Origin of the sequence: Actinomadura rubrisoli, from assembly GCF_004349215.1 — a bacterium.
Classification (GTDB): Bacteria; Actinomycetota; Actinomycetes; order Streptosporangiales; family Streptosporangiaceae; genus Spirillospora; species Spirillospora rubrisoli.
The window spans coordinates 1-20,014 of record NZ_SMKU01000005.1 but is presented as its reverse complement, the minus strand read 5'-3'; the positions used below and the strand labels follow the sequence as shown (position 1 = coordinate 20,014).

Sequence of the window (20,014 nt, the reverse complement as noted above, 5' to 3'; positions counted from 1 at the left end):
CCGAGATGGTCATGGACGCTCGGAGTCCCTGGACACGCGACTGGGCGGCGCGGTGTTCAGCGGGCACGGGCCCGCCAGTTGGATCAGGCGTCGGCGCGCACTGGGCGGTCCAGGGCAGGGCGACGCTCACGCAGCCGAATGTAGGCGGCGGCATGGGCGGTCCCCTGGACCGCGCTCTCTATGAAACCGGCCATGAGGCTGAGCATACGGCGACCGTCCGCGACCTCCAAAAGGATTTCCGGGCGCCGTAGGCTGGCGGACGTTCGCCCGCCTGCCGTCCGGGGGAGTCATGGGCCGCGATCCCGAGTATCTGGCGTTCATGCGCCGCCGCCTGGCCGAGGGGTCCGCCGAGCCCGCTCCTGCGGGCCGGCGCCGCACGATCGAGGACGCGCGCCGCGAGCACGCCGCCGATCTCGCGCGGTCCCCGCGTCCGCCCGTCGATGTGGTCCAGGACCTGGTCGTGGACGGCCCCGCCGGGCCGCTGGCGGCCCGCCTGTACCGGCCCGGCGGGGACGATCCGGTCCCGGGGCTGGTGTACTTCCACGGCGGCGGCTGGGCGCTCGGCGATGTGGAGTGCTACGACCCGGTCGTCCGGGCGCTGGCGGTGGCGAGCGGTGTCGCCTGGGTGTCGGTGGACTACCGGCGGCCGCCCGAGGACCTGTTCCCGGCGGCGCTGGACGACGCCGTCGCCGCCGTCCGCTGGGTCGCGGCGCACGCGGCCGGGCTCGGCCTGGACCCGGCGCGCCTCGGGGTCGCGGGCGACAGCGCGGGCGGGCAGCTCGCCGCGGCCGCCGCGTCCCTCCTGCGCGCCCCGGACCCCGCGCGCCCGGCGCTCCAGGTACTCCTCTACCCGGCGCTCGACCTGCGAGAAGAGCCGCCTGACCCGCCCGACCCCGACGCGCTGGAGCTTCCGCCGTCCGGGATCAGGCGCGTCCTGGAGGTGTACCTGCGCGGCGTCGACCGCACCCGGCCGGACGTGTCGCCGCTGCTGGATCCGGACCCGCGCGGGCTGCCCCCCACGGTGATCGCGACGGCGGAGTACGACCGGCTGCGCCCGCAGGCGGAGGAGCACGCGGCCCGCCTGCGCGCGGCCGGGCTCCCGGTCACGCTCATCACCGGGACGGGCCTGGACCACGGCTTCCTCGGCTGGAGCTCGTTCGCGCGCCGTCCCGCCGAGGCCGTCGCCGAGATCGGCGCGGCCGTCCGCGCCGCCCTCGCCGGAGGCTGACCCAAGCCCTACAGGCCACGGTCTAGGACGTCCCCGCCGCGTGGCCCGCGCCTGGTCGGGGACGGTCGACGACCGGGGAGGACCGGGTACGGCCGGTCCTCCCCGGAGTCCGGTCAGAACGGGTGCGGAGCGATCTCGCCGCGCATCGTCACCCACTGCGTCTCGGTGAACGCCTCGATGTTGGCGGCCGGTCCGCCGAACCGCGACCCGTTCCCCGAGGCCGCGAGCCCGCCGAACGGGACGACCGGCTCGTCGTTCACCGTCTGGTCGTTGATGTGGACCAGCCCGGTCGGGACCGCGTCGGCGATCTTCATCGCCTGGCCGACGTCGCCCAGGATGCCGAGCGAGAGCCCGTACTCGCTGTCGGCGGCCAGCCTGACCGCGTCCTCGGCCGTGGCGAACGGCACGACCGGCGCGACGGGCCCGAACACCTCCTGCGCGTACGCGGGCATCGTCGGGGTGACCCCGGCGAGCACCGTCGGACGGTAGAACAGGCCCTCGTGGGTCCCGCCCGCCGCCAGCCGCGCGCCCGCCGCGACCGTTCCGCGCACCAGCTCGTCCACATGCGCGAGCTGCCGCTCGTCGATGATCGGGCCGAGCGCGACCGGCCCGGCCGCCGGGTCGCCCACGGGCAGCTTGTCGGCCTTGTCCGCGAGCGCCGCGACGTACTCCTCGTGCAGGCTCTGGTGGACGAGGTGCCGCCCGGTCGTCATGCAGATCTGCCCCTGGTGCAGGAACGATCCCCACGCGCCCGCCGACACGGCCTTGGACACGTCCGCGCCGGGCAGGACGATCAGCGCGTTGTTGCCGCCCAGCTCCAGGTGCACGCGCTTGAGCAGCCGCCCGCACACCTCGCCGATCTTGCGTCCGGCGGCGGTGGAGCCAGTGAACGACACCACCCGCACCTCCGGCGCCGCCACGACGGCCTCGCCCGCCTCCAGCCCGCCGGGGAGCATGTGCAGCAGGCCCTCCGGAAGACCCGCCTCCTGGAACACCCGCGCCACCGCCACGCCGCCGCAGACCGCCGTGCGCGGGTCCGGCTTGAGCAGCACCGCGTTGCCGAGCGCCAGCGCCGGGGCCACCGACCGCATGGACAGGATCAGCGGGAAGTTGAACGGCGCGATCACGCTCACGACCCCGGCGGGGCGGTGCCGCGCCAGGCTCCAGCGCGGCTGCGCGGACGGTAGGACCAGGCCCTGCGGATGCGAGGCCAGCGCCGCCGCCTCGTAGCACAGGTTCGCGACGAAATGCGCCTCCAGCTCCGCCTTCGGCGGGATCGAGCCGGCCTCCCGGACGATCCAGCCCTGGATCTCCTCCGCGTGGTCCTCGAACAGCCGCCCGGCCCGCCGCAGGATCGCGGCGCGCTCCTCGTAGGGGCGGGCGGCCCACTCCCGCTGCGCCGCCGCGGCCGCCGCCGCCGACCGGGCCACGTCCGCGCCGTCCGCCTGCCCGAGGACGCCGAGCGTGCCGCCGGTCGCGGGCTCGACGACGTCGTACACGCCGCCCGAGCCGGCGCTCCAGCCGCCATCGAAGATCTTCCCGGTCCACACGCCGGAATCGAGCAACGCCACCGTTCCTCCTCAGCTACTCCCCGAGACCCGCAGGGTGGTCACGGGCCCCCTGCCCAAGCCTCACCATGTCACGCCGCCAGGGGAACATCAGCTTTCCACTGAATGGAAATCCCTTGAATCGCCGGGTTCGACCGCAGGTTGAAGGTTCCGCGCCCGCCGACCCTGATCGATCGGCCGCAGGCGCCGGAAAGTCTCCGGCACGACTTCAACGGAACGCTTGAAGACATGAACGAAGACGAGTCCGCAGGGAAGACCGAAGAACGCTCTGGCCGGCGGTGGTGGGCGCTCGCGGTGGTGAGCGCTGCACAGCTGCTGGTCGTCCTGGACGGGACGATCGTGAACATCTCGCTGCCCTCCGCGCAGCAGGCGCTCGGCATGTCCGACGCCAGCCGGCAGTGGGCGATCACCGCCTACGCGCTGGCGTTCGGCGGGCTGCTGCTGATCGGCGGCAGAGTAAGCGGCGCGCTCGGCCACCGCCGCACCTTCACCATCGGGCTGGTCGGCTTCGCCGCCGCGTCCGCGCTGGGCGGCGCCGCCGCCAATCCCGGCATGCTCTTCGCGGCACGGGCCATGCAGGGGGTGTTCGCCGCGGCGCTCGCCCCCGCCGGGCTGTCGCTGCTGACGACCCACTTCACCGAGAACCGCGAACGCGGCCGCGCGTTCGGGGTGTTCGCCGCGGTCGGCGCCGCCGGATCGGCCGTCGGGCTGGTCGCGGGCGGGCTGCTCACCCAGTACGCCAGCTGGCGCTGGTGCCTGTACATCAATGTCCCGATCGCGCTGCTGGCCGTCCTCGGCACCGCTCTGGTGGCGCCCGACCGTCCGGGACGCGGCGGCGGACGGCTGGACATCGGGGGAGCGCTGCTCAGCGCCGCGGGCTTCGCCGCCGTCGTCTACGCCTTCAACCAGGCCGAACCGCACGGGTGGGGCTCGGCCAGGGTGCTGGCCCTGCTGATCGGCGGGCTGCTGCTCCTGGCCGCCTTCGTCGCCGTCGAGCTGAGGGCCGCCGACCCGCTGCTGCCGATGCGGATCCTCCTGCACCGGGCCCGCGGCGGGGCGCTCATCTCGATCACCCTGATGTTCGTCGCGATGTTCGGCTTCTACCTGTTCATGAGCTACTACACGCAGACGGTCCTCGGCTACTCACCGGTCGAGGCGGGCCTGACACTGATCATCAACGCCGTCGCCGCGCTGGTCGGCGCCACCCTCATCGCCGGCAAGCTGCACGGTCGCGTACCGCCCGCGGCGCTCATCGTCCCCGGCCTGCTCGCCGCCGCGGCCGGGATGCTCCTGCTCACCCGGCTCACCGCGGGCAGCGAGCACGTCCTGCCGCTGTACCTGGCGCCCGCGCTGATCCTCACCGGCCTCGGCCTGGGCTGCGTCATGCCCCCGACCGCCAGCCTGGCCACCGCGAACATGCCCTGGCAGGACATCGGCGCCGCGTCGGCGGCCTACAACGCCTCCCAGCAGCTCGGCGCCGCGCTCGGAACGGCCCTGCTCAACACGGTCGCCGCGACCGCGACCGCCTCCTACCTGTCCAAGACCGCACACCCCGCGCCGACCGCGGCCACCGTGCACGGCTACACCACCGCCCTGGCGGTCGCCTTCGCGATCCTCCTCGCCGCGGCGGCCATCGCCGCGTACCTGACCAAGACCCGCACCGCGCCGGCATCCGCGGGACGAGAGAAAGAACCAGAGACCGCACCTCTCGCATAAGACCGGTCTCGTCGTACAAGAAGGGAAACGGACAATGGTCCACCAGCAGGCGACCGTGATCGTCGATGGCTTCGTGCCGGTCATCGACCTATCGTCCAGGGACAGCACGCAAGGACGCGCCGCCATCGCCGAGGCCATCGACAGGGCGTGCAAGACCTCGGGCTTCTTCACCATTGTGGGCCACGGAGTGCCGCAGGAACTCGTCGCTCGCATGTACATGACGACGAACACCTTCTTCAAACTGCCCGAAGCCCAAAAGGACCTGGTGGCGAACCGTCCAGGCGTATCCGGGTTCCGCCGATTCGGGGGAGCGACCGCCCAGAGCCTCGGCGGCAAGACGCCCCCTGACCTCTGCGAAGTCTTCGCGGCACATGTGACGGGGGAGTTGAGCGACGCGGAACGCGCGAAGCTCGGCGACTACTGGGCCTCGTGGAAACTGGCCAACATCTGGCCGGACGCACCTGCCGGCTTCAGGGAGACCTGGCACGAGTACATGAACGTCATGACGGCGTTGTCCGAGGACATCATGCGCTTGTTCGCGCTCGCGCTCACCCTCGACGAGGACTTCTTCGCCGACAAGTTCGACAACCACGTATCGTCACTCACCGCCAACTACTACTACCCTCAGGTCGAGGCGCCTTTGCCCGGGCAGATGCGGAGGGGCGCGCACACCGACTGGGGCAGCCTGGCCGTCCTCTACCAGGAGGACGATCTCGGCGGCCTCCAGGTCCTCCAAGGGGGAGACGATTGGCGGGACGTCCCGGCCATCCCGGGCAGCTTCGTGGTCAACATCGGTGACCTGATGGCCCTGTGGACGAACGAGCACTGGGTGTCGACCATGCACCGAGTGGTCAATCCCGAGCGCGGAAACACCTCCTCCCGCCTCTCCAACCCGTTCTTCTACCTGCCCAACCACGACACCTCCATCGAACCGATCAGCGCGGGGCACCAGCGGCCGGACGCCCTGACGGCCGGGCAATGGATCTCGGACAAGATGCAGAAGACGTTCTCGTAACGCCTGACATGCGCCGGGGTGGATCGACGGAAACCTGTTGAAACCGTCCGGGCGTCCGGGCACACTGATCAGCAGACGCCGACCACCGGAGGGAGCGGGCCATGGACCAGCACTGTTGCCACGGCACCTGTGCCCGACACCGGCGGGCGGCCCCGTGACATCCGCGTGAGCGCACACGCGATGGCCGCCTTCCGGAACCGGAATGGCGGCCTTTGTCTTCACGGGCCCCGGGCGCTGTAGCCGAGTGGTTCAGGCAACGGTCTGCAAAACCGTCCGACGTGGGTTCGAATCCCACCAGCGTCTCCACCCCGCCCCTCGTCACCCGGGGGCGGGGCCCCTCCTCGTAGCTCAGCGGAAAGAGCGCCGGCCTCCGAAGCCGGAAATCGCAGGTTCGATCCCTGCCGAGGAGACCCGGCACCGGCGGCCTGCTCCTCTAAGGAGCGCGCCCTAGCCGTCGCCCGCCGGTCCCGCGAGTTTGCTCTCGATCCAGTTGACGCCGAAGTCCACGACGTCGGCCGCCTCGAACAGGTAGCTGGTGCCGGCGCCGACCCGGCCTTGTCGTCCGTGCCCGGCGGCGAGCATGTCCCGGGCGATGACCTCGAAGGGCTCTTGCCCCTGCGGCACGACGGCGCTGTAGTCGAAGGCGCCGTCCTCGGAGTCGATGTCGTGGAAACGCCGCCAGACGCGCTCGCCGTCCACGGTGATGGGCTGCTGGTAGTCGACGAACCGCTTCCCCGGCGCCTTGGCGAGGGCCTCCGCGTGGTGCAGGAGGGTCAGAGTGTCCAGCGGCGCGCCCAGCAGCAGCACCCGGCCGCCCCTGGCGACCAGGCGGGCCAGAGGACTGCCGGGACCGTGCGGGTCGTCCCACGGGTGATCATCCATCAGGACGTGGGCCGCCGGGCCGAGGGCGGCGAAGCCGGCGTCGGGGTGGCGGCTGCGCACCGCACCCGGGCAGCGGCGCAGGGCCTCCGGCAGCCGGCCGTTGTTGTGGTCGGCCTCACTGACCTGCGGGTCGTAGGCGGGGTGCTCGGCGCGCAGGGCGGCCTGCCAGTCCTCGGGCCAGTCGGTGAAGTCGTAGGGCGGGGCGTCGTTCCAGCCGCAGGTGACCATCAAGGTGCCCTCCGCGCCGACGGTGTCCCGCAGCGCGTTGATGATCGTCTGCGGGCCACCGGCGACGTACCCCAGCGCCGACATCCGGGTGTGGAACATCACGATGTCACCCTTGGTCAGGCCCAGTTCGTCCAGCTCACGGCCGAGCCTGCCGCGGGTGACCGGACCATCGGAGCGCTTGAGGAGGTCTAGCTCATCCATGATCAAAAGGTAGGCGCAGCCCCCGCGACCGGCCAAACACTTTTTGATCTATCCCTGAGCCGTCCCTCCGCGAAGCCGACCGTGTCGTCGGCGGGGTGCCGCCGCACTTCCGGCGCGCCACCCAGCGACAGTCGGCGTCGGCTGGGTGGCGGAACGGAGGAGCGGGTCGTTAGGTCAGATGCCGCGTACGGAGGCGATGGTGAAGGGAAGCTGCGGGATGCCCGGTCCCGTGGGGCCGCCCTTGTCGAACTGGGAGCGGACCACGTACAGCCTGCCGTGCTTTCGCAGCAGGGTCGTCGGGGTCTGCAACGCCTGGTCGGTGATCCGCCGGGTCATCCGGGCCGTCCGGCCGTCCGAGCCGATACGCCACCGGCTGATCGCGTTGGCGTCCTTGATGGGGTGGGCCGCCCACAACGTGCCATTCTGCAGTTCCATGCCGTCGCCGGTAGCAATGTCTCCTCCGTGCAGGGCCACCTTGTCGATCGTGCCGGAGGGCAGGCCGATGCGGTAAAGGTCGCCGCCGGTCATGTCCACCGTCAGCAGGTAGCGTCCCGACGGCTCGGCGACGATTCCGTTGAGGGTGATCGTGTCGGGCCCATGCGGCTCCACGACCGTGGTCAAATCGAAAGCGGGCGTAAGCGGTGTCTCACCGCCTTGCTCACTGGCCTTCGCAAGCTCTGCGGGCGTGACGCGGTAGACCACGGTCCGCCGGCTGTCGGTGATGTAGGCGGTGCCGTCCGGCGTGATGGCCATGTCGTTGACCAGGCGTGCCCCTTGGCCGGTAACGGTGAACCGGGCCAGCAGGCGCTGGCTGGGGATGTCGTACACCGCGACCCCGGTGAGGCGGTCCACCACCCACAGGCGCCTGGCCCGGTCGACCTCCAGCCCGAGAGCCTGCGAGCGCCCGTCCCCGCGCGCGGGCAGGAACTCCTTGGCGACCCGCTGCCCGGGCGTGGCCTTGAAGACCGCGCCGCCCTCGTACGACCCGATATAGAGATCGCCGGTGGACGGATCGGCGGCGATTCCTTCCGGATAGACCCGGTCACCAGGAAGTTCGTACGCCGTGGAGATCCGGACCCGCCCGTCCGCGGTGGACCCCGCCGCCTGCGCGGCGGAGCCGAGGAGCAGCGGTGCGGCAAGAGTCGCGACAACGATGGAATAGCGTCGAGCTGCGCGGTACATGGTCACCTTTTCCAGGAGAATTATTGGACGCCGGCTTCAAGAGCGGCGGCGGTACGCGCCGATGAGGAAGCAACGCGCCGACGGCCTCGGCGTGAGCATCGAGCACGGCGAACGTGTCCGGCCGAAGGGGTTGCCTCCCAGGCATGACGGCGGCACATCGAGCGCATTACCGCTCCCTCCGTCCCTCCGGACACGATGTTCAAGACTTGTAGCAAGCAAAGGGTTCCCTACGAGGCAGGCTAAGTAGACGGTCCGTTCAGTGTCTACGTAGTACGTACATTGTCCGATGTCGGACAGACTTCCAGACGAGGCCGCACCTCGATCACGTCGTCCTGGAGTTCCTGAAGCCACGGCGAGCCGCAAAGTAGGCGTTGACGCCTGCTCAAGGGCCGCTCCCGCGGCCCGGTGTTCATCACTCACCGCCGGGGCCGGGCAAGGTGCTCGGGCCGCGTGATGTCTGTCCCGACACCGGGTGCGCTCGGCTCTCTGGGGGCAGGCTCGTGCGCTGCTGGACGCGCATACCGCGCCGGGTGGGATCCGCACGAGTTTCGGTATTCGGCACTGACCCATCTGGGCGAGGGCGGCGCGAGCCTGCTGATGCTGATGTCAGCGCCCTCTGGCCGCTGCCTGCTGGTCGGTGGAGTCCAGGTAGCCGGTCCGGCCGTGACCCTGGATCGTTACCCGCTCGTCGGCGGATGCGAGAACGCGGGGCCGCGCCGGGGGCCTGATGCCCCGGGCGCGTCAGGTCGCCGCGAGTACGTCGCCGAGGCTGGCCAGCAGGACCGCGCATCCCTCCTCGGCGAGCTCGGCGGAGTGACCCTGGTGGAAGTAGGCGCTCTGTTCGGTGTAGGTGAGGATCGCGCCGTCTCCGGCCGGGGCGATCTGGACGGTTGTCAGGGCGGCCGACGTCGGTGTGCCGTCCATGGCCATCCGGTAGGCGAACACGACGCGCGTGTCGGGGACGATGTCCTGGAAGACCGTCTCGGTGTGCACCCGGGGGCCGTTGCCGACACGGAACCTTGCGGTCTCCGTCCCGCCGACGCGGAAGTCCATGGCGAACTCATCGACGTGCATACCGTCCAGTTCCAGTGACCAGCGGCGTTTGGTCGCCTCGTTGGCGAACGCCGCGAACACGCGGGCGGGCGGTACGGGATAGGTCCGCGCCAGGCTGACGGTGCTGTGTGCGACCGGCGGGGTCGCGACGACGTTCTCGCTCATTATGGTCTGCCTTTCTGTTCGGCTGTCAGGGCTGTTCATCGGTCTGCCGGGGGCCCTCCGGGCGGCCGCCACGGGCGAGGACCTCGCCGAGACGGTCGAGCCGGCGTTCGGCCGGCGTCCGGCGCGCGGCGATCCAGTCGGCGAGCGCCTCCAGGCCGCCGGGTTCCAGGCGGCAGGTCCGCACCCGTCCGACCTTCTCGGTGCGGATCAGTCCGCACTCCTCCAGGACCTGCAGGTGCTGCACCACCGCCGCGAGGGTGATGTCGAACGGCTTGGCCACCTCGCTGACGGTGGCGGGTCCGCGCCCGAGCCGTTCGACGATCGCCCGGCGGGTCGGCTCGGCCAAGCCTCGGAGGATGGCATCGACACCCGCACGCTCAACCACAGACTTAAGTATTGCCCTGCGCAGCCCTATGGTCAAGTACACGCTTAACTGTCAGGCCGGACGGGTTCTGATCAGCAAGCCGGTCTCGTGGGCGGCTGATGCCACGCCCCATGGCGGCACCTGTGGTTGCGGCGTTGGCCGGTGCCTCATTGTTGGTGCCGCCGGGCCGATGGGCCTCACGGTGCGGGATTCAGCGGCCGGAGCCCGCAGGTGGGGCTCAAGGAGTTGGAAGGAGTAGCGGCCCATCATGTTGATGTGGTGCCGCACGAACGGCGACAGCCGGGCCACGTCCTCCTCGCGCACGTCGAGCCCGCCAGCGCGCAGGTGGGCCGAGCGCGCCGATCTGGTCTTCCATGCCCTCGTGGTAGTTCTGGTAGAGCTGCCCGTTGCGGCCGTGGAAGACCTTGTGGGCCAGAGCGTGGCGGCCTTCTTGCAGGTCGGCCTGGGCCTTGATCTGGTGGCGATAGCCGGGCTCGTCGGCCATCCGCAGGATGTGCAGGGTCTTGGCGATGCGGCCGTAGTGCGCGATGGCATCACCCAGCGGGGTGGGGCGGCCGTCGCGTGACAGCATCCGGATCACGTCGTAGCCGCGGACCGCTGTAGGACGAGAGGTGTCGGTCACGATCATCTCGGGTCGGCGGCCGCCGTCGCGGTCGTCCAGCACGTCCAAGACGTGCAGCGAGTCGCGCGGCGTTGGCCGCCCGGTAGGTGGCCAACCGCAGATACATCGGGTCGACGTGCGTGAGCCGATCACGGGTCAGGGCCTCAGCCGACCCGATGACCGGGGGTGTAGCCGATGTTGCAACCGTGGGCGACCAGCAGCGCGGCAATAGTGACGTGCAAATCCGCCAGGCGGGCCTCGCCGCCGGTGATCGAGGTGAACTCGGTGTCGGCGCCGGCCCAGGCGAACACCTCCAGCAGGACCTCGGGCAGGTCCACCCGCGGCAGCAACGCGTTCACCGCCGTCCGCAGTTCGGCCGGCGAGGCCGGCTCGGGCTGGCCAGCACCTGGGGCCGGGCCTGCTCCCAGGCGTGGGCGGCCAGCAGCTTGGCGCGCGGGTCGCCCCATCTGGAGGAGTTGCGCGCGAAGATCTCGCGGCGGCGCAGCATCCGGTGGAAGTGCTCCAGCACGCAGAAGGTGTAGGCCTTCCAGCCGACCGTCCCGGCATCCAGATGTGGCGGCGACAGCACCAGCCGCCGCCACGAGCCGACCGGCAGACCGGTGTCGATCTCGCCGGGCGCGACCTTCTTGCGGCCCGACAGGCCCGGCAGCGACTGCAGCGCTTTCAGCACCGGCAGCCCCTGCGGGGTGGCGCCGAAGTGCACCACGGTGGTCAGCTGCTCCAGGAACGGCCGCACGGTGGGGAATCGGGTCACCAGCTGAACCCGCCACGCCTCATCGGCGTCGGAATCCAGTGGCGGCGCCGGCTCGCCGATCGCCGCCAGCGCTGCGGCCGGCTCCCGGCGCGGCACCACCGCCTCGATCCGCTGCCACACCGCCTCCATGCTGTCGGCCAGCGGCGGAAGACAGTTCCCCGACCTGCCGACCGCCCGCGCCGTCCAGGGCCCCACGGAAGGGGGCGGTTGCCTCGGTGACCTGCCGGGGTCATGGCTGTCGGCGGTGCTCAGCGCCTCGGCGGTCAGCTTCTTCAAGTGGCCCGATCAGGTCCTGCTTGGTGGCGAAGTTCCGGAAGACGGTGGCGATGCTGACCCCGGCCCTGCGCATGTCCGGCGGCCGTCCCCGCGCGGCACGGATCACGAGCGCACAAGCGCCCACTCGTCGCACCGCAAGGGGCCGACAACCTTCGGTCGCCAGCGCGACGCGGACTCCCCGGCGGCGCGAATGTTCGGTCAGTGGGGGCCGGCAGAGCGGGTCCTCGGCGGCGTCCCCTTCGAGCCGGTGCAGGCTTCTTCAGTCTCTGCCACCAGAGCCCGCAGGGGCCAAAGCGGGCCTCTCGTCCGGCGGTCTCGTAGACCATCCGCCCCCGGACAAGATCGAGACGCTCCTCCCAGGTCGCAGACCGGGGGCGCCATTTCGGGTTCTTGTTTCGGAACTCGCTGACCCCGTCCGCCACGGCACAGGGGTGACCGCCGTCGGGGTCCGGGCGCGGCCCGCGTTCAGGGTGTCCGGGGGTCCGGGGCGGCGTGTGCCCGGTTCACCTGCCGCGGCTGGGTGAATCGCAGCATGTTGCCGGAGGGATCGAGGAAGGCGCAGTCACGGACGTCGTCGGGCCGGCTGATCGGTTCCTGCATCACCTCGGCGCCCGCGGCCTCGATGTGCTCGAAGGTGGCGTCGCAGTCGTCGGTCACGAAGACGAGACAGCCCAGCAGGCTCTTGGCCATCAGGTCGACGATCGCCTGCCGGTCGGCCGGCGAGACGACCGGGTCCGCGCCGGGGGATTGGAGGAGGATCTGCACGTCCGGCCGCGAAGGCGGGCCTACGCTCACCCGCCGCGTCCCCCCGAGATCTGCGGCGGCGCGCACCTCGAAGCCGAGCACGTCACGGTAGAAGCCGAGCGCTTCGCCCAGGTCGTGGACGGTCAGAGCGAACGACGAGAGCTTGAGATCCGCGCGGGTCAATGCCGCTCCTTGTCGTCGGCGGGAAGAATGACGATGTCGAGGTCCCGGATCCGATCCGGATCGGTGTCGATATCGATCCGGGTGATCTTGTCGTCGACGGTGAAGGTGATGACTGCCTTGGGACGGCCCAGGTGCGACCAGACGGCCGCCGGAACGCCGTCCACCAGCGCGAGCCGGGCGGCCTGGGCTCGTCCGGCGAAGAAGCCCGCCACCTCCTGGCCGCCGCGGAGATCGCCGACCACGGCGTCCGGATCGAGCAACTCAAGGAGGGCGGCGAAATCCCCGCCGCGGGAGGCGGCCAGGAAGGCTTCGACGATCTCCCGCTTCGCTGATCGCGCGGCATCGGATGCGCCCGCCGCTCCTTGCACCCGGCGCCGGGCCCGGCTGGCGAGCTGCCGGGCCGCCGCCGGGGAGCGGTCGATGATGGCGCCGATCTCGGCGAATGACAGGGCGAAGACGTCGTGCAGGACGAACGCGAGCCGCTCGGCCGGAGCCAGCGCGTCCAGTACCACCATCAGCGCGACGCCGACCGAATCGGCCAGCAGCGCCTCGTCCTCAGGGCCGCCCTGTCCGGTCGGGCGGACGCTCGCGTGCTGCGCGTGCGGCTCAGCCGGCAGCGCCCCGGCCGACTCCTCACGCCGGCTCCGGCGTGCCTCAAGCATGTTCAGGCAGACCCGCGCGACGATCGTGGTCAGCCACCCTCCCGGGTTCTCCACCTGGCCGGTGTCGGCGCGGCTGACCCGCAGCCACGCCTCCTGCACCGCGTCCTCGGCCTCGCCGGACGAGCCGAGCATCCGATAGGCCACCGCGTGCAAGCGGTCCTGATGCTCGGCGAACCGCTCGCCCACCCAATCCTGCTCAACCATCTGTCACATTCCTCCGTCTAGCCGGTCATTACTGATTGACCGGCGAACCCACGCCGATGTGACGGCCGGGCCCGGCCCTGGCTGTCCGGCCTGCCGGTTCAGGCGGCACGAACACCTCAGCACTAAGGAGACAAGCCATGAAAGCGCACGTCAGCTCGATCCTCCTCGGCGTCCAGGACATGGAAGCGTCCAAGCGGTTCTACACCGAAGGGCTCGGCTGGAAGGTCAAGGACGACTACGGCATCTCGGTGTTCTTCGAATCGGACGGAGCCTCGCCGGTCGGCTTCTACGGCCGCGAGGGCCTGGCCGATCAGGTAGGCACCAGCCCGGAAGGCAGCGGCTTCAGCGGACTGGTCCTCACCTACGTCGTCCGCAGCGAGGCGCGGGTCGACGAGATCATCGCCGAGGCCCAGAAGGCCGGCGCCACGATCCTCAAGCCCGCCGGCGCCCTGCCCTGGGGCGGGTACGGCGGCACCTTCGCAGACCCGGACGGCTACATCTGGAGCCTCGGCTACAGCGCCCAGGGAACCGACCAGCCCTACGCGGAATAGCCGTCGTCGGGCGGCGGCCACTGCCGGGCACTACCGGCGTGCACGAGGAGGTTCGGCGTCGGCACGGGCTCGTGTCGACGCCGAACCACCACACGTTGCTGGACGAGCCTCTCGCGCCGCAGTGGCCGGTCAGGCGGCACCTACACCGAGATCACCAGGAGAGAACCGTGTCACTGCAGGTGAGCACCATCATGCTCGGCGTCAAGGACCTGGCCCGCGCCAAGAAGTTCTATGAGGACCTGGGCTGCAAGATCGACAAGGACACCCGCCATTTCGTCTCGTTCAGCCTGGGCGAGGGATCCTCGCGGCTGGCCCTCTACGAATGGGAGGCAGCGGCCCAGGACGCCGGCGTCTCCGCGCAGGGATCCGGATTCCGTGGCGCCTCATTCCACTTCAACCCCGACTCCAGGGAGGTCGTGGACGAGATGATGCACAGCGCGGTGGCCGCCGGCGGCAGCGTGGTCAAGGAGGCGGCCGCCGCTCCGTGGGGCGGGTACTTCGGCTACTTCAGCGACCCGAATGGCTACCTGTGGAAGGTCACCACCTATGCCTCATGACCCGCACCGATCGGCAAGGAGCACCCCGTGAAGTTCCGCGCCCTCGTCGAGCCACCCGAGCCCATGCGGGGGCTGGAAGTTCCGGCCGAGGTGGTGGAGGCGCTCGGCGCGGGCGCACGGCCGCCGGTGACGATCACCGTCAACGGGCATTCCTGGACGAGCCGCGTCGCGATCATGCGCGGCCGTCACCTCCTCGGCCTCAGCAACGCCAACCGGGCCGCCGCGGGCGTCGCGATCGGTGACGAGGTCGAGGTCGAGCTGGAGCTCGACACCGAGCCGCGCGTCGTCGTCGAGCCCGCGGACTTCGCCCGGGCCCTCGACGCCGACCCGGCCGCCCGCGCCGCCTACGACGATCTCGCGCACAGCCACAAGCGCGAGCACGTACGCGCCATCGAGAGCGCGAAAAAGCCCGAGACGCGCCAAAGGCGTATCGAGAAGGCCATCACCACCTTGCGAGGCTGAAACCCGAAAGAACGACTCCGTCGGCAATTCAATCGCCGCACGGAGGCCCGACCCTGCCCGACCTCTGGAAGAGACGCAGATGTCGAAACACCTGAAGACCGGCCTGTACTGGTTCGAGGCCCTTGTTCGTGCTCACCGGCGCGGTCACCACCCACATCGTCAATCACGACCCAGTGGTGGAGAGCTGGGCAGCGCCGACCCATCTCGTCATCATGGGCATCTTCGCACTGGCCAACTGGCCCGCCGACAGGCGCCACCTCCTGCGGGCTCCCGCCCCATAGAAAACCCGAACACCCCACCCAACGAAATGACAATCCGCCTGCCAGCACTGCAGCCGAACCCGACTGCATCCCTCAAGAGCGGTCCTTCACACCCCCAGACCGGCCTGGACGGCGCCTGATCGCGACGGCCTCCTCGTCGTCCAACAGGAGCGGGGGCATCGCGACCAGGCGGTACCCGTTAAACGGCCCAGGGCAGCGAGGCACGCCCTGGGCCGTTGGGTGCCGAGGCTAACGAACTACCGCTACTACCTGTGAATGGTGGCGCATGCCTTGTAGCGCCTTCCGTATTCCCACCAGGAGCAGACCTTCGAGCCGTTTGGGAAGTTCCAATTGACTGATTGCCATCCTGTCGATTTACTCCTCCCCCCACAGTGCGTTCCGGAGTAGCCCCACAGCAGCCGGCTCTTGCGGATCTCGATGTGCGCCCTGAGGCAACCGCGGTGGTGTTGCCTGGTGAATCGCGCACGGACCTTGTCGACATGGAGCCTGCGGCCCTTGACGTCGATACAGGTCGAGCCGGAACTGCCGGCGTTCCCCTTGCATTTTGTGGCGGAGAGTATCTGTAGCTCACCCGGAGTGCCTGATGTGGCCGCTGGAAGGTACGTGGCGACGCGAGAGGTGACCATAGCGGCCGGAGCCGAGGCGTAGGCGAACTGGTGGCCGGATTGGCCGGCACTGCGTTCGCCGGCTGCCGATGAGGTGCCGGTAGTCAGAGGGGCCAGCAGTGCGCCTGAGGCGCCCAGGACCGCAGCGCGGCGAAGCCATCGTTGACTATCCACGTCAACCTCCGTGACCTTGAGGGATAAGGACATCGGTACCCTACGGCCACTCGCGATCATGCACATCGTGGAAATCCGGTACTTCAGGCATGCGTTGAGACTGGTGCAAACGCCTGTCAATCAGGGATATCCCTGATACAGGTCGGGCGATCCGTGTGACGCGTCAGAACTTGCAGTGAGCCTTTTTCATCGTCGGCTGGTTTCGTGTTTTTGCAGGACGGCGATGGCCTTGACCAGGTGGCGGCCTTGCAGGGGTTGCAGCGGAGCTTGCGTAGCGCCTCCCATGACTTGAGCTGAGCGTTTGCTCGTTCGCCTGGTCCTCGGAGCCTGGCGTAGGAGCGGTTGGCCTGCTTCTGGGACTCGGGTTTGTTCTTGCCCTTGTACGGCGTGACGACGACCGGGGTGTCGGCCCCCCGAGAGCCCTTGTCGGCCAGGGTGATGATCCCTGCGAGATGACCTGCACGTTCATGTCGTGCACGTGGTGCTTGGCCGAGTAGTACGGCCCGTACGCGGTCGGTGTGAATGAGGGTGCCGTCCAGGACCAGCAGGTGCAGCCCCTTCTTCTTGGGCCTTCTGCAGTGCCCGCGTCAGCTCGGGGGAGCGGGCCGACAACAGCGCCACGCACTCCTGGACGTACCGCCAGGCCGTCGTCGTCGACACCTTGAACCCCTGCGGGACCCCGCCGACGACCTCACCGGCATCCTCGCCGTGGCCAACGAGCTGGACCACCTGGCCTCTTCCCAGGGGGCATCTGGGCGGAGCCAGGTGCGGCGGGCCGGCGGTTTCACCTGACCGCGCCCGTCCCCCCGACCAGGGGTAAATCCCGCGTTAGACGACTGGACGCTGCGCTGCGCAATGTCGGCTACCTCTTCCCCTGTGGCAAGATCGCCTGATGCTACAACTCACGGATTTCATCATCGACTGCCCGGACCCGATGAAGCTGGCGGCCTTCTATGCCGCAGTGACAGGCCGCCCCATCAAGAACAGCCACGACAAGGACAACTGGGCCGGCATCGCCTTCGGCGAGATCGAGCTGGCCTTCCAGCGGGTGGACAACTACCGCGCCCCGCGCTGGCCCGACAGCGAACACCCCAAGCAGTTCCACCTCGACTTCGAAGTGGACGAGATCGAGCCCGAACAGCGCCGCGTCGTCGAACTCGGCGCGACACTGCAGAAGGACATCATCGGACCCGAGGGCTACGGCTGGCGGGTCTACACCGACCCGATCGGGCATCCCTTCTGCCTGTGCCGCAACAAAGGGGTCACGTGGACCGACAAAGGGGTGGTGTTTCCCTACTAAGAGCTTGTGGCCGACTCGCCGCCCACCTCGCCGAGACCCGATCAGCGGGCGGCAGGCCCCTTGGGACCCACGAACCGCAATCGTGAGCACTCACCCAGCTACGTGGCGGCTGGGGACGCCTTCGGGAGAAGCCCGCCAAGATCCCGCGCCCCGAGGGCAAGGCGGGCACCGAGCTGATCATCATGCGCGAGGACGGGCGCCCGTTCGACCGGTGGCGGCTCACCACCGCGCTGCGCCGCGCCGCCCGCGCCGTCGGCATCGACCCGGCCGGGCTGCCCCCGCACGTGCTGCGCGACCGCCGCCACCCTGCTACTGGACGCTGGCTTCCCGGTAGAGGCCGTCCAGGAACTCCTCGGCCACGCCTCACCGGTCACCGCTGTGCAGGGTACCCAGGCCGGTGTGACCGGTCAGCTTGCAGAGGTGTGGGCATAGGTGTCTGGCGGGTCGGTGATCCCTTCCTGGGTGCTCCGGGCTGGCCGGTGCAGATGGTGAACGGGCGCCGCCGGTGGGTCAGTGATCGCGGCGGCCGAACGCGTGGTCGAGGACGTCGTGGGCGACGACCGCGCCGAGCCGTTTGCCGTCCTCGGAGGCGCGGCGGTAGTGCACTCCTGCCCAGATCCTGGCCTCGACCAGCTCAGCCATGGCCTGGGAGAGGCTGTCGTAGTGGCGGGTCGTGCCGGAGTCGGCGCTGTAGGCGCTGAACGAGACGTCGTCGCGTCCGTAGAACTTGCGCAGGCCCGTCGTGATCGCCGAGGTGAGGCAGGCGTGGCCTGACGGGTACTCCGCTGACGGCGCGGTGATCCGCAGCGGCGTCCAGGCCGGATCGGCGTGGGTGGCCGGGTTGCCGTCGGTGTCGGCCAGCGGGATCGCCGTCACCGGTCGCCAGAAGCGCCAGAACTTCTTCTCCTTGTAACAGGTGATCAGCGCGTCGGCGGCGGACACGTCGACCATCGCGAACATGCGGGCCGTCTGAAGGGTGCTGAGCCGGTGGGTCGTGGCGAGCCGGCGGATGATCGACCACTCCACCAGGCGCGGGTCGTCCCACCAGGTCGCGGCCTGGGTCTGGTCGGGCGTACGCACCGTGCTGGTGGCCGAGCCGAGGGCCTTGACCTCGTTCAGGTCGCGGGCGTAGGCGGCGCTCCTGAGGGCAGGCGGTCCCGGGGTGCGGTAGTCGCCGGGACGGATGACGAACGGCTCCAGGGTGGCGAACCAGGCTCCGATCTGGAGAAAACCTGGCGGGGTCGGCCGCCACTGGCCCGGGGCGGTGCCGACGGGCCAGGTCGCGTCGGAGAAGGCGCCGTCGTCGCGGCGGGCATCGATCATGGCCGCGGCCGAGGCCTCGCCGACGGCGATGCCGCCGCGCTTGGAGCGGCCGTCGGGGATCGCGACGAGGGAGTCGTGGTACTGCGCGCGCAGGGAGTCGGCCTGGCCGGGGAAGAGCCAGAGGAGCACACGATAGGCCGCGGTGGCGACGGCCGCGGGGGTCGAGTCGCCGGGCCGGCTGCGGGGGGCGATCAAGTACGGCTCGTACGGGGTGCCGGCGATCGCGTTGACCGCGTCGTACACGGCGCCCTGCACTATCGCGAAGCTGCGGACGGTCGTGGTCGGTGCCTGCCTGGCGACCTCGTAGATGGCGGTCTGGGCGTGGATGTCCCAGGTGATGACGGCGTTAGGTCCGGCGCTCGGCCTGGCCTGCGCTGCGGTGGTCGTCAACGCCACCGGAGCGGTCACGGTGAGCGCGACCACGACCGCCAGCGCCCGCAATCTGCGAAATTGTCCAGACATACGAACACGATGCGTCACGGTATCCCCATCGGCTGATCGGTGCCGGCTCACATAAGAAGTACCAGTGTCCAACCACAATGGAGCCTGGGCAATGAGGGGGTCTCACTGAATTCTCGAAGGTGGCGCGTTCGAAGTGGAGTTGGACGAGTGCGCTCAGGCAACATGCCTTAGGTGCGCTGCTGTGATCCACGCAGCGACTTCGGCAATCGGGAAGCGACAGGCCAGAATGGGCCATTCGCGTAACTCAACCAATCAGGGTCAATCGGTGATGGCGGGTCCGGTGTTGAGGGCGGGACCTGTGGGGTCAGGCATGGGTCGAGCGCACCGGGAAGCGCGCCGACATCCCGACATGCGCCTGGGCCTTTCAGAGGAGGCCCGCTCTCTCGGAGAGGACTCGTTCGAATTCGTTGGCGGGCCAACTGGCTATGCCTGGCGCTATAACCATCACCGCGCCTCACTCACGGCAGGTCCAGCGCCGATGTGTCGCGTTCGGGGCCATGTCGCGCTTTGTCTTGACCACCTGCGCCGACGGCCGCACCTATGAAACCGCGGAACCAGATCAACCTCGGCTGCGCCCGGACAGCGGTCTCTCGACCGACCCGCTGCCCACGATGGGCTCAGGGCATACCCCGTTGCCCTGAGCTGGTCGCCACGTAGAGGTGCCTTTCATCCGGTCACACGGAGCCGAGCGGAGGGCATATTGGGGGCATGAGTGGATCGGGGTGGGTGCGGATCGAGCCGTGGGACGAGTGCGGCCTTGCTCTGTTGCGCCGCGTCAACGTGCCTGAGATGAAGGAGCATCTTGGCGGGCCCGAGAGCGAGGAGCAGGTGCTCGCGCGGCATCGGCGCTATCTGCGCGGTGACTCCATGGGTGGGCAGATGTACCGCGTGGTGGCCCTGCCTGAGGGGGAGCCCATTGGGACCGTCGGGTTCTGGGGGCGCCTTTGGCGGGACGAGCCGATCTACGAGAGCGGCTGGAGCGTTCTGCCCGAGTTCCAGGGACGAGGGCTCGCCGTCGCCGCCGTTCGCGAGGTCGTCGCGGCGGCCCGCGCGCGGGGCGGGCGGCGGTATCTGCACGCCTTTCCGTCGGTGGACAATCCGGCGTCCAACGCCGTGTGCCGCAAGGCCGGGTTCGCGTTCGTGAGCGAGTGCGAGTTCGAGTTTCCGGCCGGTCGGCTGATGCGATCCAACGACTGGCGCCTCCTGCTCGGCTGGCGGGCGGGCGGGTGGC

At 69.9% G+C, this 20,014-nt stretch carries 18 protein-coding genes, 2 tRNA genes and 2 pseudogenes; 10 read left to right on the top strand and 12 right to left on the bottom strand.

Features of this window, described 5'->3' with window-relative positions; translation table 11 throughout:
- The first annotated feature begins 289 nt into the window (after positions 1 to 289).
- Positions 290 to 1,228, top strand: coding sequence for an alpha/beta hydrolase fold domain-containing protein (locus E1298_RS02530; RefSeq protein ID WP_131889091.1), 939 nt, complete (start codon positions 290 to 292; stop codon positions 1,226 to 1,228).
- Positions 1,229 to 1,341: 113 nt separating this feature from the next.
- Here E1298_RS02530 and E1298_RS02525 read toward each other — a convergent pair whose 3' ends face one another.
- Positions 1,342 to 2,799: a benzaldehyde dehydrogenase gene (locus tag E1298_RS02525; RefSeq protein WP_131889090.1), complete on the bottom strand. Its 1,458-nt coding sequence runs from the start codon at positions 2,797 to 2,799 to the stop codon at positions 1,342 to 1,344.
- A gap of 225 nt (positions 2,800 to 3,024) precedes the next feature.
- Between E1298_RS02525 and E1298_RS02520 the strand changes: the two genes are divergently transcribed.
- The 4 genes from E1298_RS02520 (at position 3,025) to E1298_RS02505 (ending at position 5,937) form a co-directional block, all read left to right on the top strand.
- A complete protein-coding gene (locus E1298_RS02520) occupies positions 3,025 to 4,512 on the top strand; it encodes an MFS transporter (RefSeq protein ID WP_131889089.1) in 1,488 nt (495 codons plus the stop codon).
- Between the two features lie 34 nt (positions 4,513 to 4,546).
- Complete coding sequence (locus E1298_RS02515; protein WP_131889088.1) at positions 4,547 to 5,527, top strand: isopenicillin N synthase family dioxygenase; 981 nt, start codon at positions 4,547 to 4,549, stop codon at positions 5,525 to 5,527.
- 230 nt (positions 5,528 to 5,757) lie between these two features.
- Positions 5,758 to 5,833, top strand: a tRNA-Cys gene (locus tag E1298_RS02510).
- 31 nt (positions 5,834 to 5,864) lie between these two features.
- Positions 5,865 to 5,937, top strand: a tRNA-Arg gene (locus tag E1298_RS02505).
- Positions 5,938 to 5,974: 37 nt separating this feature from the next.
- Here E1298_RS02505 and aac(3) read toward each other — a convergent pair.
- The 9 genes and pseudogenes from aac(3) to E1298_RS02460 form a co-directional block, all read right to left on the bottom strand.
- Positions 5,975 to 6,838 carry an aminoglycoside 3-N-acetyltransferase gene (gene aac(3), locus E1298_RS02500; protein ID WP_131889087.1) on the bottom strand — a complete coding sequence of 288 codons (864 nt, stop codon included), beginning with the start codon at positions 6,836 to 6,838 and terminating at the stop codon, positions 5,975 to 5,977.
- Positions 6,839 to 7,012: 174 nt separating this feature from the next.
- Positions 7,013 to 8,026, bottom strand: a complete 1,014-nt coding sequence (locus E1298_RS02495; RefSeq protein WP_131889086.1) for an SMP-30/gluconolactonase/LRE family protein — start codon at positions 8,024 to 8,026, stop codon at positions 7,013 to 7,015.
- A 735-nt stretch (positions 8,027 to 8,761) separates the two neighbouring features.
- A complete protein-coding gene (locus E1298_RS02485) occupies positions 8,762 to 9,238 on the bottom strand; it encodes an SRPBCC domain-containing protein (protein ID WP_131889085.1) in 477 nt (158 codons plus the stop codon).
- A 25-nt stretch (positions 9,239 to 9,263) separates the two neighbouring features.
- The gene (locus E1298_RS02480; RefSeq protein ID WP_131889084.1) at positions 9,264 to 9,623 is read right to left on the bottom strand and encodes an ArsR/SmtB family transcription factor; all 360 of its coding nucleotides are present in this window, start codon (positions 9,621 to 9,623) and stop codon (positions 9,264 to 9,266) included.
- Positions 9,624 to 9,839: 216 nt separating this feature from the next.
- Positions 9,840 to 10,194: pseudogene (locus E1298_RS49250) on the bottom strand (Tn3 family transposase); the annotation flags it as partial.
- A gap of 194 nt (positions 10,195 to 10,388) precedes the next feature.
- Positions 10,389 to 10,583 carry a Tn3 family transposase gene (locus E1298_RS49245; protein WP_207944389.1) on the bottom strand — a complete coding sequence of 65 codons (195 nt, stop codon included), beginning with the start codon at positions 10,581 to 10,583 and terminating at the stop codon, positions 10,389 to 10,391.
- Positions 10,580 to 11,275 (bottom strand): hypothetical protein, encoded by a 696-nt coding sequence (locus E1298_RS49240; RefSeq protein WP_207944388.1) that lies wholly within the window; start codon positions 11,273 to 11,275, stop codon positions 10,580 to 10,582. The genes E1298_RS49245 and E1298_RS49240 overlap by 4 nt, the downstream gene beginning before the upstream one ends.
- 465 nt (positions 11,276 to 11,740) lie before the next feature.
- Entirely contained in the window at positions 11,741 to 12,202 is a 462-nt protein-coding gene (locus E1298_RS02465) for a VOC family protein (protein WP_131889083.1), read from the bottom strand.
- Positions 12,199 to 13,068 carry a sigma-70 family RNA polymerase sigma factor gene (locus E1298_RS02460; RefSeq protein WP_131889082.1) on the bottom strand — a complete coding sequence of 290 codons (870 nt, stop codon included), beginning with the start codon at positions 13,066 to 13,068 and terminating at the stop codon, positions 12,199 to 12,201. The genes E1298_RS02465 and E1298_RS02460 overlap by 4 nt, the downstream gene beginning before the upstream one ends.
- A 137-nt stretch (positions 13,069 to 13,205) precedes the next feature.
- Here E1298_RS02460 and E1298_RS02455 point away from each other — a divergent pair, with 137 nt between their 5' ends.
- From E1298_RS02455 to E1298_RS02445, 3 genes are all read left to right on the top strand, one after another.
- On the top strand, positions 13,206 to 13,619 hold the full coding sequence (locus tag E1298_RS02455; protein ID WP_131889081.1) for a VOC family protein: 414 nt from the start codon (positions 13,206 to 13,208) through the stop codon (positions 13,617 to 13,619).
- Between the two features lie 167 nt (positions 13,620 to 13,786).
- Entirely contained in the window at positions 13,787 to 14,176 is a 390-nt protein-coding gene (locus E1298_RS02450) for a VOC family protein (RefSeq protein ID WP_131889080.1), read from the top strand.
- A gap of 27 nt (positions 14,177 to 14,203) precedes the next feature.
- Positions 14,204 to 14,638, top strand: coding sequence for a YdeI/OmpD-associated family protein (locus tag E1298_RS02445; protein WP_165975265.1), 435 nt, complete (start codon positions 14,204 to 14,206; stop codon positions 14,636 to 14,638).
- A gap of 1,246 nt (positions 14,639 to 15,884) precedes the next feature.
- Here E1298_RS02445 and E1298_RS02435 read toward each other — a convergent pair.
- A pseudogene (locus tag E1298_RS02435) lies at positions 15,885 to 16,340 on the bottom strand (transposase family protein); the annotation flags it as partial.
- 250 nt (positions 16,341 to 16,590) lie between these two features.
- On the opposite strand from E1298_RS02435, the gene E1298_RS02430 reads away from it, so the two are divergent.
- The gene (locus tag E1298_RS02430) at positions 16,591 to 16,998 is read left to right on the top strand and encodes a VOC family protein (protein ID WP_131889079.1); all 408 of its coding nucleotides are present in this window, start codon (positions 16,591 to 16,593) and stop codon (positions 16,996 to 16,998) included.
- Positions 16,999 to 17,508: 510 nt separating this feature from the next.
- Here E1298_RS02430 and E1298_RS02425 read toward each other — a convergent pair.
- Entirely contained in the window at positions 17,509 to 18,783 is a 1,275-nt protein-coding gene (locus E1298_RS02425; protein ID WP_131889078.1) for a vanadium-dependent haloperoxidase, read from the bottom strand.
- 708 nt (positions 18,784 to 19,491) lie between these two features.
- Between E1298_RS02425 and E1298_RS02420 the strand changes: the two genes are divergently transcribed.
- Positions 19,492 to 20,014, top strand: a 523-nt coding sequence (locus E1298_RS02420) for a GNAT family N-acetyltransferase (protein ID WP_131889077.1), incomplete at its 3' end; no start/stop codon positions are given.